Source organism: Flavobacterium erigeronis, assembly GCF_054075165.1.
Genome location: NZ_JBSKGP010000010.1, coordinates 162292 through 178058 on the forward strand (window position 1 = coordinate 162292; position 15767 = coordinate 178058).

General features: G+C 36.1%; 10 protein-coding genes. All 10 read left to right on the plus strand.

Annotated elements, in window-relative coordinates; genetic code table 11:
- The first annotated feature begins 57 nt into the window (after positions 1–57).
- The 10 genes from ACWA1F_RS19415 (at position 58) to ACWA1F_RS19460 (ending at position 15649) form a co-directional block, all read left to right on the plus strand.
- Positions 58–1533 (plus strand): aminotransferase class V-fold PLP-dependent enzyme, encoded by a 1476-nt coding sequence (locus ACWA1F_RS19415; RefSeq protein ID WP_456896096.1) that lies wholly within the window; start codon positions 58–60, stop codon positions 1531–1533.
- A 379-nt stretch (positions 1534–1912) separates the two neighbouring features.
- On the plus strand, positions 1913–2386 hold the full coding sequence (locus tag ACWA1F_RS19420) for a cupin domain-containing protein (RefSeq protein ID WP_456896098.1): 474 nt from the start codon (positions 1913–1915) through the stop codon (positions 2384–2386).
- A 154-nt stretch (positions 2387–2540) separates the two neighbouring features.
- Positions 2541–3761 (plus strand): DUF763 domain-containing protein, encoded by a 1221-nt coding sequence (locus tag ACWA1F_RS19425; RefSeq protein WP_456896100.1) that lies wholly within the window; start codon positions 2541–2543, stop codon positions 3759–3761.
- A 45-nt stretch (positions 3762–3806) separates the two neighbouring features.
- On the plus strand, positions 3807–4994 hold the full coding sequence (locus ACWA1F_RS19430) for an MFS transporter (protein ID WP_456896102.1): 1188 nt from the start codon (positions 3807–3809) through the stop codon (positions 4992–4994).
- A gap of 600 nt (positions 4995–5594) precedes the next feature.
- A complete protein-coding gene (locus tag ACWA1F_RS19435; RefSeq protein ID WP_456896104.1) occupies positions 5595–6164 on the plus strand; it encodes an RNA polymerase sigma factor in 570 nt (189 codons plus the stop codon).
- A gap of 186 nt (positions 6165–6350) precedes the next feature.
- On the plus strand, positions 6351–7496 hold the full coding sequence (locus ACWA1F_RS19440) for a FecR family protein (RefSeq protein WP_456896106.1): 1146 nt from the start codon (positions 6351–6353) through the stop codon (positions 7494–7496).
- A gap of 135 nt (positions 7497–7631) precedes the next feature.
- The gene (locus ACWA1F_RS19445; RefSeq protein WP_456896108.1) at positions 7632–11261 is read left to right on the plus strand and encodes a SusC/RagA family TonB-linked outer membrane protein; all 3630 of its coding nucleotides are present in this window, start codon (positions 7632–7634) and stop codon (positions 11259–11261) included.
- Between the two features lie 4 nt (positions 11262–11265).
- Entirely contained in the window at positions 11266–12690 is a 1425-nt protein-coding gene (locus ACWA1F_RS19450) for a RagB/SusD family nutrient uptake outer membrane protein (protein WP_456896110.1), read from the plus strand.
- 5 nt (positions 12691–12695) lie between these two features.
- Entirely contained in the window at positions 12696–15131 is a 2436-nt protein-coding gene (locus ACWA1F_RS19455) for a zinc-dependent metalloprotease (RefSeq protein WP_456896112.1), read from the plus strand.
- Complete coding sequence (locus ACWA1F_RS19460; protein WP_456896114.1) at positions 15128–15649, plus strand: DUF3347 domain-containing protein; 522 nt, start codon at positions 15128–15130, stop codon at positions 15647–15649. The genes ACWA1F_RS19455 and ACWA1F_RS19460 overlap by 4 nt, the downstream gene beginning before the upstream one ends.
- Positions 15650–15767: the final 118 nt, after the last annotated feature.

Consider the following 15767-nt stretch of genomic DNA (forward strand, 5'->3'; position numbering starts at 1 on the left):
AAATTGGAGTGAACAATACAACAATACAATTTAGTTAATTTAAAAAATGTAAAGGATATGAATGCTATTGAGCCAACAGTAAAACCAACAGAACCGGAGTGTTACTTTTCTAAGTTTAGAGAGAACACGGTAGGAATTAATCATACTTTCGAATCGGTTTATGGAGAACAAAATTTAGTATACGCCGACTGGGTTGCCAGCGGAAGATTATACGCTCCGATCGAAGAGATAATGCTTAATAAAATTGGTCCAATGATTGCCAATACGCATTCCCTTTCAAGTCAGACTGGAAAAACGTCGACTTACGCTTATCAATATGCAAGGGATATTATAAAAAAATCAGTCAATGCGAGCGAGTCGGATGTTTTGGTCGCTACGGGAAGCGGGATGACGGCGGCTTTATCGAAATTGCAACGCATTATGGCGCTCCGAACAAAATCGGATGAAGATCGACCTGTGGTTTTTATCACCCACATGGAACACCATTCGAATCAAGTTTCGTGGTACGAAACCAATGCCGAAGTTGTGATTTTGGAACCTGATGAAAATAATTTGGTAAATCCAGAAACACTTTCTTTAGTCGTAAAAAAATATGCAGATAGAACTTTAAAAATCGGTTCGTTTACAGCTTGTTCTAATGTTACTGGAATTATTACGCCTTATCATGAACTAGCCAAAATCATGCATCAAAATGGCGGACTTTGCTTTGTCGATTTTGCAGCTTCGGCACCGTATGTTACAATCGATATGCATCCAGAAGATCCAGAAGAGCAATTGGATGCAATTTTCTTTTCTCCGCATAAATTTTTAGGCGGTCCTGGGACATGTGGCATTTTGGTTTTTGATGAAAAATTATACCAATCCGATTTTCCAGATAATCCGGGCGGAGGAAACGTAAGATGGACGAATCCGTTAGGGAAATATTGTTACAGCGATAGTATAGAAGTTAAAGAAGATGGAGGAACTCCTGGGTTTCTGCAAGTTATTAGAACTGCTTTGGCTTTAGAATTGAAAGAACAAATGGGGGTGGAGAATATCAAAAATAGAGAAAAAGAGTTGCTTGATCTCTGTTTTTCAAGACTTCAGAAAATATCAGGATTGTCCATTTTAGGCGATTTAAAAACGGAACGAATTGGCTGTGTTTCTTTTGTGATTGAAGACATCCATTACAATTTGATTGTACGTCTTTTAAATGACCGTTTCGGAATTCAGGTTCGCGGCGGCTGGTCTTGTGCGAGTACGTATGCGCATTATCTGTTTAATATCAATGAGAAAAAATCCGCTGAAATTACAAATGAATTGCTGCAACGAAATCAGACCAATAAACCAGGTTGGGTTCGTTTGTCGCTACACCCGATTATGAGCAATGAAGAGCTTTTTTATATCTGCGACGCGATTGAAAAAATAGCTTTGAATTATAAAAAATGGAAGAAAGATTATGAATATAATCCCGTTTCAAATGAATTTGAAAATCCAGCAATAAAAGATAACATCGGGAGAGATGTAGAAGATTGGTTTAAGTTAGTTGAGTAGTTAAGTGTTCCGTAGGAATATCTAGTCAGTAGTCCTGGGGAATTAAGTTTTGTTTTTTTTTTGTTAAACCCGACAGTTCCGAGATTTCGCAACTGTCGGGTTTTAAAATAACATAACAGAGATAAGTATATATTCCGTAGGAATATCTCATCGGTAGAAAAAAAATAGGATTGTTTGGTGTTTGTGTCCTGTAGGGACACCCTGATAGAGAATTATATTTTGTGTCAATCAAACGTTCCTACGAAACGTATAATCGCTGCCTAAATTTGATTGTACCAACGAAACATTCCTATGGAATGATGTTGTTGTTTTGTGTTAAACCTGACAGGTTTTTAAAACCTGTCAGGTTTCTAATTGACTTAAGTAAATAAAATAAATAATGAGAACAATACCACGAAGAATCGTAACGGGTTTACGAAACGGAAAATCAATTATAGAACAAGATGCAATTGTGACCAATGTGTCGGAACATTTTCCGGGACTGATTATTTCAGATATTTGGTCGACAGATTCGACTCCGGCAAAATTTGAAGAAAAAGTTATAGAGAATACCGCTTTTCCAAATACGCCAAAAAACGGAAGCTATTTTCGTTATGTTCAGATTCCGCCCGATAAAGATTTAGGAATAATAGCGCCAGAAGGACGGCCTCATCCATTAATGCACCAGACCGATACTTTAGATTATATCATTATTATTTTAGGAGAAATTTACCTGATTGTCGATGAAGAAGAAACTTTACTGCAAGCTGGAGATATTGTAATTCAGCGTGGAACCAATCATGCGTGGAGTAATCGATCGGAGTCGCCATGTATTCAGTTGGCTGTTTTATTAGATGCAGTGAAAGTAGGCTAATAAGTAAGACTAGGTTTGTCTGTTATCGAGTTAAACCCGACAGGTTTTTAAAACCTGTCGGGTTTCTATGATTCACAATTCAGAATTTACAACTGACAATTAACAATTACTACCATGTATTTTGTTTATTTTTGCAGGATTATAATTCTAGCAAATGAAACGTTCGGGCACAGCAGATCTACCTTTACATTATGGACACGTTCCATTGTGGCTTGCCGAACGAATGTCTAAATTGGGTTTGGCCATTGTCGAAACCATTGCAATGGAATTTTCGACAGCTGAGGTTATCAGCAAACTAAGCAATCCGTTCTGGTTTCAGAGTTTCGGAGCCGTTATGGGAATGGACTGGCATTCATCTGGAATTACAACTTCTGTTCTTGGCGCATTAAAAAAATCGGTCAATCCACATTCTAAAGAACTCGGAATTTATATCTGCGGAGGCAAAGGAAAACATTCTATGGCAACGCCGCAGGAACTTTTGTTCGTAGGCGAAAAAACGGGTCTTGACGGAATTAATCTTGCCAGTTGCAGCCGACTTACCGCAAAAGTAGACAACACCGCCATTCAGGACGGATTTCAATTGTATCAGCATAATTTTATTGTGGACAATAAAGGGCAATGGGCGGTTATTCAACAAGGAATGAATCCAGATTCTCGAACTGCTAGAAGATATCATTGGCATTCACAAGATCTAAAATCTTTTATAAACGAACCGCATACTTTTATTTATGGTGAAAATCAAGGTTCTATTTTAAATCTTACGGCCAATGCTGCGACCAAATCCAGAGAAGGCATTTTAGAATTGGTAAAAGAATCGCCAGTAAAAATCATAAAAGAAATGCAGCATCTTTCTATGCCTGCTCATCACGATGTGAGAATGGAAGATGTGAACATGAAAAGATTGGGGGCCATGCTTTGGGCTACTCACGAAAACAAGCCAGAAGATTTTGAAGAACTATTGCTTTTAAAAGGAATGGGGCCAAGAGCTTTGCAGTCATTAGCCTTAGTAAGCGAAATCATTTATGGAACGCCCACACGATTTGAAGATCCAGCACGTTTTTCATTTGCGCATGGCGGAAAAGATGGGCATCCGTTTCCTGTTCCAGTCAAAATTTACGACGAAACTATCGATACGCTTCAAAGAGCTATTAATCGTGCTAAAATCGGTAATAGCGATAAACTGAGCGCCATTCAGAAATTATCTGAAATTTCGCGAAAAGCGGAAGAAAGTTTCACCCCAAATTCCAATTTTGATGCTTTGATTCAGAGAGAAAGAGAAGAATCGCATAAATATGGAGGAAGAACCGTTTTTGGAGAAGCGAAACCTCCTAAAAAGAAGCCCGATACACCAAACAATCAGCTGGAATTGTTTTAAAAATTACAATTTTCTTCCAGCCTTTAGTTATTTAAAAGTTCAATAATGCCACAAAACGAAAAATCAATTTATACTCTACAGTTCATTTTACTTTGCTTAAGTTCTCTATTGTTCTCATCAAGCTTTAATATGATGATTCCCGAACTTCCCAATTATTTAAGCAGTTTGGGAGGAGCAGAATACAAAGGACTTATTATTTCTTTATTTACCTTAACAGCAGCCATTTCGCGTCCATTTAGCGGTAAGCTGACAGACAAATGGGGTCGTGTTCCCGTTATGGCAATAGGTTCATCGGTTTGTGTGGTTTGCGGATGCCTTTATCCTGTTTTGAGTTCTGTTTCAGGATTCTTACTGTTGCGATTGGTACATGGTTTTTCTACAGGATTTAAACCGACATCAACATCGGCTTATGTGGCAGATATTATTCCGCAACACAGATGGGGAGAAGCGCTCGGAATGCACGGACTGTGTTTTAGCATTGGCGGTGCATTAGGACCAGCACTGGGCAGTATGATTGTAAATATGTACGGCATTAATGCTATGTTTTACAGCTCGTCTTTTCTAGCGTTTTTTTCAATCATTATTGTAATGAACATGAAAGAAACTCTTGCCAAAAAAGAAAAACTGAACAGATCGATGTTTATCATTGGTAGAAAAGATATTGTAGATAAAAATGTATTTCCAGCAGGAATTATCACGTTTCTTTCTTATACCGCATTCGGACTTATTTTGACTTTAATTCCAGATTGGAGTGAGCATTTGGGAGCAACAAATAAAGGAATATTTTTCACGGCATTTACAGTAGCTTCGGTTATGGTTCGTTTTGGAGCAGGAAAAGTTTCAGACAGATACGGACGGCCAAAGGTTATAATGGCGGGATTATTTATAACGGCTTTTGCTCTTTTTATGATAAGTGAAGGAAAAGATATTCAGATGCTATTAGTTGGAGCAGGAATTTACGGAATTGGTACAGGGATTTTGTCTCCCGCAATCAGCGCTTGGACTATAGATTTAAGTAATCCCGATCATCGCGGAAAAGCGGTTGCAACCATGTATATTTCGATGGAACTCGGAATTGGATGTGGTGCACTTTTGGGAGGAAGTTATTACAGCGATCAGATTGCGCGAATTCCGCAGATCATGAAATTTGATATTATGCTTTTCGTTTTAGGAATTCTGTATCTGACTTACTGGGCTAGAAATAAAAAGAAAAATCGCGAAACTTTATCATAAAGTATAAAGAATCCGAAGGATTCAAATGTTTATAGCAGACAAATCTCTCGTTGCTATTTGACCCCGAAGGGGTCATATTCACAGTGAGATATACAATTCTATAAACATATGAATCCTTCGGATTCTTTATAGTGAACTTCAAAATAAAATAAAAAGCACATCAGAAAACCTGTAAATTTATTTTCACAGTTTTTGATTAACTCGTTAGGTGTGATGATGTAAAAATGCAATTTGTGTGAATTAGTATTCCGAAATAAGGGATGAAGAAAAATCGCAAAAATTTTTTATAAAGTAAAAGAATCCGGAGGATTCAAATATTTATAGCAGACAATTCCCTGGATGCTATGTGACCCCGAAGGGGGCATACTCACGGTGCAACATAAAATTCTACAAACATTTGAATCCTTCGGAATCTTGTACATGTTAAATCGTTTTTTGAACTAGAACATTGCTATTCAATATTATTAAGATTAATCATATTGAATTTTATGCAAAAATCTTTACGAAATCATTTGCGCTTTTTTAAACTTAATAATCATTTGGCTTTTAACATAAAAATTGTTTAATATTGCGTTTTTGATCCTTACTTTTTATTAATTAATGTCTGTTTATAGCAAATATGCTGATCATATTTTATTAAATCTTCTTAAAGAAGATGATCAGTTGGCCTATACAGAAATTTTCGAAAGATATTCCAGACTTTTAGTAAATCATGCTTATAAAATAACGGGCAATCAAGATGAAGCTAATGATGTCGTTCAGGAAGTATTTTTATCTATTTGGAACAAACGTAACGAACTGACCGTTACAAGTTCTCTTTCTTCTTATTTATACAAAGCAACAAAAAACAGAATTCTAAATCATATCGCCCACGAAAAAGTGGTTTCGCGTTATGCCGATTCTATATCTGATTTTATTGAAAACGATTATGTTTTTGCCGATTCTAAACTTAGAGAAAAAGAATTGGAAGCGCTTATTGAAAGTGAAATTGCTTTACTTCCAGAAAAAATGCGCGAAGTTTTCCTTTTGAGAAAAGTGGAAGAACTTTCGTATGACGAAATTGCCATTCAATTAAATATTACCGACAAAACAGCAAAACAGCAAGTATATAATTCGCTAAAAATTCTTCGCGGAAAACTAAAATCGGCGCTGAATGTTTTTATCTGGTAAGTTTTTCTTCTTCTTTTTGTTAAATTTTAAAATAAATTCTCTTCATAACCCTCTCATTAATAAAGAGAAACTAACGTTTCGCGAAATTTATTAATGATAAATTAATATTTTTTTGATTTTCATCTATGACAAAACCCCTTTATAACTGTCTTATTATAAAACAAGACAAAATTTCGTATTGTAATTATGAATAAAACGGAACTTCTAGAATTGCTTAAAAAGTATCAAAACGGCACTTTATCTAACGAAGAAAAAGATAAATTGGATGCTTGGTATCTGTATAAAGCGTCTGATAAAAGACAGCTGAATGAGTACGAACTGGAAGACAGTTACGAATATTTAAAATCGAAACTGCCATTGGTACAAGAGAAAAAAGTAATAAGTCTTTGGCCTCGTGTTGCTGCTGCGGCATCAATTGCTTTATTGTTGGGCACTGGAATATTCTATTTTGCAAAACCAGAAATTGAAGTTCAAGAAAAGAATATTCAAGTTGTCGAAAAAACAAAAGAAATCGCTCCAGGCGGAAACAGAGGAATTTTGACACTTTCAAACGGAAAGCAGATTATACTTTCAGATATCAATTCAAAAGATATTATTGCAAAAGAAGATCAGGATGAGGTGACCATTAAAATGGATGCCAATGGTGTGATCACTTATGTTATAAATCCGAACGCAGAAACTTCAAAAGAAGATGCGAATTCTTTCAATACGCTTTCGACCCCAACAGGCGGACAATATAATATTGTTTTGGCAGATGGTACGAAAGTATTCTTGAATGCCGTTTCTTCGATCAAATATCCAACTCAGTTTAATGGAGATCAAAGAATTGTTGAATTGGAAGGAGAAGCTTATTTTGAAGTGGCTAAAAATAAAAGCAAACCTTTTATTGTAAAATCAGACGATCAGACTATAGAAGTTTTAGGAACGCATTTTAATGTTCACGCTTACGCGAATGAATCTGCCATAAAAACGACTTTATTGGAAGGAAGTGTTGCGGTTTCTTCTAAAAATCAAAAAGCAATTTTGAAACCTGGCCAGCAATCTAGTTTAACAGCTACCGCATCTAAAATTTCAATAAAAGAAGTGGATACAGAAGCTGCAATAGCTTGGAAAAACGGCCGATTTAAATTTGATAACGCAGATCTGAAAACGGTGATGAAGCAGCTGGAACGTTGGTACGGCATTAAAGTGGAATACCGAGGTGATGTCTCTGATGTGAGATTTAACGGAGGAACATTTAGAAATAAAAATTTGTCTGAAGTATTAAAAGTGCTTGAGCTTAGCGATATAAAATTTAAGGTTGAAGGAAAAACGATTATCGTTTATCCGTAAGATCTTTTTTAACCGAATTATATTGAGTTTATAAACTAAAAAACCAGAGGCAGTTGCGATGCTTCTGGTTTGTTTAAAAGTTTATAGCCAATATAAGTTGTCCACCTATTGTTTAACTATAACCAATGTAAATGTATGAAATTAAATTTACAACCAAAAAAACCTTACAAAAAACTTAAGAAAAAGATTCCAAGAGCTTATTTATGGGTGCTAAGTGCTGTATTTACAATGCTTTGCAGTTTTACTGGGCAAGCGCAGCAAGTTACCTTAAATTTTAAGGAAGCCCCACTAGAAAAAGTGCTGAAAGAAATTGCAAAACAATCCAATTACGAAGTTTTGTATACGCAGAAATTGCTTAAAGATTCAAAGCCAGTAACTATTAATGTAAAGAATGCTAGTTTGAACGAAACTTTAAGTCAAGTTTTTAAAAATCAGAGTATAAAATATACGGTTACCAATCAAACGATTGTAGTTACTGCTCCAAAAGAAAAAAATGAGAGCGTGGGAAACGGATTAATCGATATCAAAGGAAAAGTAGTAAATAATAAAAATGAATCGTTTCCAGGAGTAACCGTTACCATTGCAGGAACAAACAGAACAAGCATAACGGATTTTGATGGAAGTTTTTCTTTTGATAAAATTTCGCCAAATGCCGTTCTAGAATTGTCTGGTTTAACTATCGAAAGCAAATCGTTTGGCATAGGAGGACGCACAGATTTTACGCTTGTCGCTGAAGATAAAGTAGCGGCGATGAAAGAAGTTGTGGTAACAGGTTATCAGACTATTGCAAGAAGTAATTTTACAGGTGCGATTGCCAAAGTGGATGAGAAAACATTAAATGAAAATATCAATTCTAATTTATCTGGTGCAATCGAAGGACGTGTTGCGGGTTTGATGTTTCAGAAAAACCCGAACGGACTTGGTTCTGATACGCCTATTTTGAGAGGTATTGGTACTTTTTCTGAGAATGTGGGCTACAGTCCGCTTATTGTAATTGATGGACTTCCAAGTGAATTGACTTTGGATGAAATTAATCCGTATGATATTGAAAGTGTTGACGTTCTTAAAGATGCTGCAGCGGCTTCTATCTATGGTTCAAGAGCTGCAAACGGTATCATTGTTTTAACGACTAAAAAAGGAAACGGTAAATTAAAAGTAACCGTAAATTCCGATTTCTTTATCTCAGAGAAACCAAATTTGAGAGATATGAATTATGCCTCAACAAGCGAACTTATCGACTTTGAGCAGGCGGTTTACAACAGAGAAAGAGCCAGATTTGCAGATACTGCAACAATGTTTAGCAATTATGGAGATATTGGAAACAGCAGTACAAAATACTACAGTCCGCTTTACCAGTTAAACAGAAATTTGGAAGAGGGAAAAATCGATAATGCTACATACAACACGACTATTGCGCAATGGAGAAAAAACGATTATAATAGAGATTATCGTGACAATGTTTGGCAAAATGAATTAAGACAGCGTTATAATGTTGCTTTTTCAGGAAGCACAAGCAAGCAGAACACTTATGTTTCGCTTAACTATGATGAATCAAAAGGTCGTATAAAATACAATGCAGGACGCTCGTTTAACCTTTATGCAAAAAGTAGTTTTCAGGTCAATAATTGGCTAAATGCTACTTTTGGAGTAAACGGAACGTATAGTAATGCTGAAGTGACCGAATATGATCTTGGAAATTATGATATCCAAAAACGATACGAGCGTATTACAGACGATAACGGAAATTTGGTGCAATCTTCATTTGCATCAATCAGAGACGGCTTTACTTCAAGCGGAGCTCTAAATCCGGCTATGGTTGAGAAAATGCAAGGTTTAAGTGGTTTTAAATCAACGAATTTTAATGTTTTAGATGCACTTAAAGAAGGTATTGAAGAACAAAATGCATTGAGCTTAAGAACTTTTGCCAACATAAAAGCAAAACTATATAAAGGATTAAGCTTTAATACACAATTCCAGTACGAAGTAAGAAAAGTTGATAATGAACAGTATCATGACGTTAATTCTTATAGAATGCGTTATGCGATCAACGCATTGACAGGATACAATCCTACTACAAATGCCTACACCTATGTGGATGGTTTTTCTACAGGAGGACGATACAAGCAAAGCAGTGCTCAGGCAAGCAATTATTCTTTCAGAAATCAATTAGATTTTAATCAAGAATTTGCAGATGGCAAACACTCTGTTAATGCTTTGGTAGGTACCGAAATGCGCGAAACTTATGCTCCTAGAAGTATTGAGCAGTTACGATATGGTTACGATCCAGTAACGCTTACTTCTGCAGTATTAAACAACCTTGCGCTAAGTCAGACAGGAGTTTCTAGTTATCTGTTTGGAAACAACCGTACGCTTGCAGCTTTAGCAAGAACACAGATGGAGACCCTGCACCGTTATTTTTCTGTTTTTAGTACGGCAAGCTATACGTATTTGTCGAAATATAATATCACAGGAAGTTACCGTGTCGATCAAGCTGATTTGTTTGGTGTTGATCCAAAATATAAAAACCGCCCATTATGGTCTGCAGGTTTAGGATGGAATATCAGTAATGAAGAATTTATGAAACCGGTAAAATGGGTGAGTATGCTTAAGTTGAGATCAACTTATGGTATCAACGGAAACGTAGATCAAAGCACAACACCTTATATCACGGCAACTCGAAGAAACGATAACTTGTACCAGTCTTTACAGTACACCAATATCACTTCGCAGCCAAATCCGATGTTGCGATGGGAAAAAACACAAAGTACCAATCTTGGTGTAGATTATAGTTTATTCCGAGCTAAGTTAAATGGTTCTATTGACGTTTACCGCAAATACAGCACCGATTTATTGGCTACCACAGATCTTGATCCTACTGTTGGTGCTACATCAAGAAGAATTAATGCAGGAGCATTATTGAATAAAGGTGTCGAATTTACTGTGGGTTCTGAATGGTACAATGATGGTAATTTCAAAATTAATTCCAATTTCGTTTTCGCGTTTAACAGAACGACAGTGAAAAAAGTAACTAGAGCAGAATCTACGGCTTCAGTTTATGTTGCTTCTCCAACCAGTTTTTTTGTAGAAAACGATTATTTCAATAGCATGTATGCTTACAAATATGGCGGAACAGTAAATGGTTATCCGTATGTTTTGGATGAAAACGGAAATCCGTCTATCACTTTTGACGAAAATGGAAATCCAATTTCAACGAGCATAAAAACAATTACAAATCCAGATGCTTTACAGAACATGGGATCTTTGATGCCAACGTACACAGGTTCGTTGTCACAACGTTTTTCATATAAACAATTTGATTTAAATTTCTTATTTGTTTTCTCTGGAGGAAATGTAATGCGTAAAGAAACCATAGACATGAGTTCTGATAATGTAAATCTTTCTGGAATTGCAGATCGCTATACCGATGACAATAGAAATGGCAATACTCGTTTGTATGTAGATTTAGACGAAAGTGTTAGAAACTATGCTGGAACGATGAGCAGCCAATGGCGATATTCATCAGCCAATGTGGTGGATGGCGATTATATTAAATTGAGAAATGTTTCTTTAGGATATAACTTGCCTAAAGCATTCGCAAATAAAATTAAAATGGTTTCGGCAAAGTTCACTTTCCAAATGAATAATATCTGGTATTGGAGCGCAGCCGGAAACCGCATTGATCCAGAGGTTTACAGCTTAAATTCTGGTGTTCGCAGCTTACCATCGCCAAAAACGTATTTATTTGGCTTTAATCTTACTCTTTAAAAAAATGAAAAAGATATATATAACACTACTGTCGCTTTTGATGTTAACTGCATCATCTTGCGAAGATTATACAGAAATCACACCCAAAGGAGCTTTAGTAATTGAAACTCCTGAACAATTTCTAGAATTGGTATCATTGCCAAACAGAGGTTATCCAATCAATAACTTTCAATACTTGTCAGACGATCAATGGATGAGAGAGGCTAATGTAATCGGAAGAACTCCAAACATTGATATTATTAATTTTACTTTTGATGAAAGTATAGATAGAGTTTCGTTATTGACGGGTTCAAGTTTTTACAATCAGGCTTATAGTTATATCAACAGATGGAATACAATTATTTCATTGGTAGATGAGAGTAAAGGAGATGGAAATATCAAACAATTAGCCAAAGCTGAAGCTAAAATATTCAGAGCTTACGATCACTTTTTATTAGTGAATACGTATGCAAAAGCCTATGATCCGCAGACCGCAGCTACAGATGGAGGAATTTGTATAATGGATAAATTTGACTTAGAAGCACAGCCTTCAAAATCTACTGTTGCACAGGTTTACGATTTTATTCAGAGAGATATTGAAGATGCATTGCCCTTTATTCAAGAAAAACCTGCCGATGTTTATCACCCGTCATTAGCATTTGCGTACGCATTTAAAGCGAAAGTGCATTTGTTTAAACGTGAAATTGCAAAAGCTAAAGAAGCGGCAGAAAAATCATTAAGCTATAACAATCAGATCTTTGATTTAGTAGCGTATAGCAAACAAGGCGGACCAACGGCGGTTGCTGTTCCGGCGGCAAGTAATGTAGAAGTTTTGAGCTACATGTACATGACAGGTTATAACGAAATGAACTTTGCTCAGAGTTACATCATCAGTCCTGAATTAAGAACTTTATTCGGAACAAACGATGGGCGTTTCAATTTGTTTTTCAACTCGACAAGTGCAACAAACCTAGATCAAGGTTCAAACACAGCCTATTGGGGAACACAATACACGAGATTTTTCTACCCAACTGTTGGAATGAAAACCACTGAAGTATATTTAATTTTAGCAGAATGTTATGCAAGAGAGAACCAGTTTAATGAAGCAGTTAATGTTTTAAATACATTAAGAGCAAAACGTATTCTTTCTGGTACTGTTAATTTGACCGTTCCAGCGACAAGAAAAGAAACAATGGAATTGGTCATTAATGAAAGAAGAAAAGAATTGCTTTTAGGATTTAACCGTTTCTTCGATCTGAAACGATTAAATACCGAAACAGAATATGCAAAAACAATTACGAGAGTATTTCCAATTGTAAACAAAACGGTTCCTCAAAAAACATATACTTTACAGCCCAATTCTCGATTGTATATCATTCCGTTCCCATTATCGGTTTTACAGAAAAATCCGAAATTGACATTAAACACAGACGAAAAAGTCCCATTTTAATTTAGATGAAAAAGTTAATTTTAATTCTAATCATGCTGTCGGCCTGGCAGCATGGTTTTGCTCAAACCCTAGAAAAGAAAACCGACAGCACCAGCACACAGCCAAAAGGCATGCAGGCTTATAACAAAGTTATTACCGATAAAGCCAAAAGCAAATCTGGTCTTTTTACCGTAAGCCAAGTCGATGCTAAATATTACTTTCAGATTCCTGATAGTTTGTTTAATCGCTACATGTTGGTGGTAACGCGCTATCTTTCAACTCCTGAAGGTTTTGGAAGTTTTGGCGGAGAAAAAGCCAACGAACAGACTATTTATTTTGAAAAAGGGGCTAACAATACTGTTTATTTAAGATCGCTTCAATACAAACAAGACGTTCGTTATGCCGATTCGATGCTGGCAAAAGCATTGGAAGGAAGCAATGAAAATCCGATTGTGGCTGCTTTTCCAATAAAAACAACCAATCCAGATACAAAAGATGTGGTTATTGAAGTAACAGACGTTTTCAAAAAAGACAACGCCATGTTTGCTATTGGGAGTCAGGAAAAAACAGAGAAAAAATTAACGTCTCTGGCGGATGACAAAACCTTTGTTGAAAGTATTGATGTTTATCCAATTAATATCGAAACTAAAACAACAAAAACGTATACGAGCTCAACAGCAAGCAGCGGAAGTATCACTTTACGATTAAACACCTCAATCGTATTGTTGCCGAAAACGCCAATGCGAAAAAGATTCTTTGACGAAAGAGTAGGTTATTTTGCCAATAAATATGTTTTGTTTGATGATGATGAACAGCGCGCTCAAAAGAAATTTATTGTGCAGCGTTACCGTTTGGAGCCAAAAGAAAAAGACATTAAAAAGTACTTAAGAGGCGAATTGGTCGAACCAAAGAAACAAATCGTTTACTATATCGATCCTGCGACTCCAAAAAAATGGAGACCTTATTTAATTGCTGGAATCAACGACTGGCAGAAAGCTTTTGAAGCTGCTGGTTTTAAAAATGCCATTGTAGGTAAAGAATGGCCAGAAGACGATAAAACCATGAGTTTAGAAGATGCAAGATATTCGGTAGTACGCTATTTAGCTTCTGAAACGCCAAACGCTTATGGGCCAAGAATTAGCGATCCACGAAGTGGTGAAATTATGGAAAGCCACGTAGGTTGGTATCATAACGTAATGAAATTGGTGCAGAGATGGTACATGATTCAAGCAGGACCTTTAGACCCAAGAGCTAGAAAAATGCATTTGGATGATGAATTAATGGGACAATTAATCCGTTTTGTTTCTTCTCACGAAATTGGTCATACGATTGGTTTGCGTCATAATATGGGAGCGAGCAGTGCCACTCCAGTAGAGAAACTTCGTGATAAAAAATGGGTAGAAGAAAATGGACACACGGTTTCTATTATGGATTATGCTCGTTTTAATTATGTAGCGCAGCCAGAAGATAATATTAGTCCGAAAGGTCTTTACCCGCGAATTGGAAGCTACGATAAATGGGCTGTTGAATGGGGTTACCAATATTATCCGAATGCGAAAGATGAGTTTGAAGAAGAAAAAATATTAGCCAAACTAACAACGGATAGTTTAACTGCAAATCCGAAATTATGGTTTGGAGGAGAAGGAAAAGACGAAGATCCCCGCAGCCAAGCAGAAGATCTTGGAGATGATTCAGTAAAAGCCAGCGATTACGGAATTAAAAACCTAAAACGTGTTGTGCCTCATCTTATCGAATGGACGTATCAGCCAAACGATCCGTACGATAATTTAGCCGATATGCACAAAGCAGTGGTGAGACAATACGGTTTGTATTTGTACCATGTTCTGAAAAATATTGGAAATAACTATATCACAAAACGAACTGTTGACGAAAAAGGCGCAGTCTATAAGCCAGTTCCTAAAGCAAAAGTAAAAGCGGCAATAGATTATTTAGGAAGACAATTGTTTGTTGCACCGCTTTGGATGTATCCGCAAGAAATTGATGATCTTATTGCTTTGAAAAGAGAAGATCAAATCTCAGATCAGCAAAATCAAGTTTTGAATATGTTATTAAGTTCTGGCATGCTTTACAATATCAGCCTGAAATCGATGCAGTTTGAAGGCGCCTATACTGTTCCTGAGTTCTTAAACGATTTACAGCAAACGGTTTGGGTGAAATTTAGCGGAGACGAAAAACAAGATTTTTACAGAAGAGGTTTTCAGCGTGGTTATATCGAAAAGTTGGGAATGCTTTTATTGCCTAAAGAATTAGAGCCAGGAAAAGCAGCCAATACAGCTCAGCGAAGCGATGTTAAATTGTATGCAAAACAGCATCTTTTAAAATTGAAAATAGATATCACAAAGCTCATGAATGCTTCAACAGGAATCAACAAAGATCATTTCGAAAGCATTTTAATAGATATAGATAAAATCATTACAAAATTAGACAAACCTACATCATGAAAAATTTAATAGTTATCTCATTTCTTTTTCTTAGCGTTATGGCTCAGGCTCAAATAACTTCAAAAGAAGAAGTGGTGCCAGAATTAGTGCAAAAAAGAGAAGCAGAAAAAAAGGAAATCACAAAAAATTATCTGGCTTTAAAAAACAGTTTTCTGACTTCAGATAGTCTTGCGGTTGTTAAAAATGCAGAAGCTTTTAAAAATGCATTAAAAAGCTTCAAGTTTAAAAAATTGAGTTTACCAGACATGAATGCAGCTACCACTTCGAGAAAAGAAATTATCGAATTGGCAACAGCGATAGCTTCAACTAAAAACATCAATAAACAGCGTAAGATTTTTGAAACGCTTTCTGTAAAATATTGGGATCAGGCAGCAAAATTTAAACCTGCTGACGAAACCTTATATTTACAAGTTTGCCCAATGACAGGCGCAGTTTGGACAAGTGACAGTAAGGAAATCAAAAATCCGTATTACCCGAAAAATATGCTGACTTGCGGAGAAGTCAAAGCAAGTTTATAATTTTTTTTAATTTTGAATTAGTTTGATAAATGCGGTCTTCTGAGAGGGAGCCGTATTTGTCGTTTATTGAGATACACAACTTTTGTTGAATAAAAAACCTTAGGAAACGCAATGATTT